The sequence below is a fragment of the Psychrobacter sp. Pi2-1 genome (assembly GCF_904846645.1).
Classification (GTDB): domain Bacteria; phylum Pseudomonadota; class Gammaproteobacteria; order Pseudomonadales; family Moraxellaceae; genus Psychrobacter.
On the sequence record NZ_CAJHBO010000055.1, the window covers coordinates 1 to 798 of the forward strand.

Sequence of the window (798 nt, forward strand, 5' to 3'; positions counted from 1 at the left end):
ACAGTTGATGAAGTACGTCTTTATCAAGGATAATCAGAAGATATTTAGCATCACCTGTATGTGTCACGTATTAGATGTCAAGCCATCAAGCTATTACAACTGGATAAATCGTGGTGTTAGTAATCAGCAGATCCACCGCAACCAGTGTGAGCTGCTAGTGCGCGTGGCTCATGATGAAACTAAGCAGCGTTATGGCTGTGAGCGATTGCATGCTCATCTTGCAGAGCAAGGCCATCATATCAGTCAATACATGGTAAGACGCATTAAAGAAGAATACGGCATTGCTTGCCGTCGTCACAAGCGTTTTAAAGTTACCACCAACTCAAACCATAACAAGTTTATCTATCCAAACCTGCTCGACCAAAAATTCCATACCAGTCGTCCTAACGAAGCTTGGGTTAGTGACATTACCTATGTCTGGACCAATGAGGGTTGGCTATACTTAGCAGGTGTTAAAGACCTCTACACCAAAGAGCTTGTCGGCTATGCCATCAATAAGCGAATGACAGCAGATTTAGTTTGCCGTGCACTCAATATGGCCATCAAGAACAAACGACCCAACCAACAGCTGATTGTGCATTCTGATAGAGGCAGTCAGTACTGTAGTTATGACTATCATAAGATCATTAAGAAGCATAAATTTAAGGGCTCAATGTCCAGGCGTGGCAATTGCTTTGATAATGCGCCCATAGAAAGCTTCTGGGGCATATTAAAGAATGAGTTGGTGTATCACGAAGACTATAAAACAAGGTTTGAAGCCATCAGTGATATCACTAAATATATTGAGCTTGAGTACAA

Annotated in this window: 1 protein-coding gene; it reads left to right on the plus strand. The window is 42.0% G+C overall.

Annotation, left to right across the window (positions count from 1 at the left end; genetic code table 11):
* A partial coding sequence (locus tag JMX91_RS13230; RefSeq protein ID WP_201549625.1) for an IS3 family transposase occupies nucleotides 1-798 on the plus strand: 798 nt, incomplete at both ends.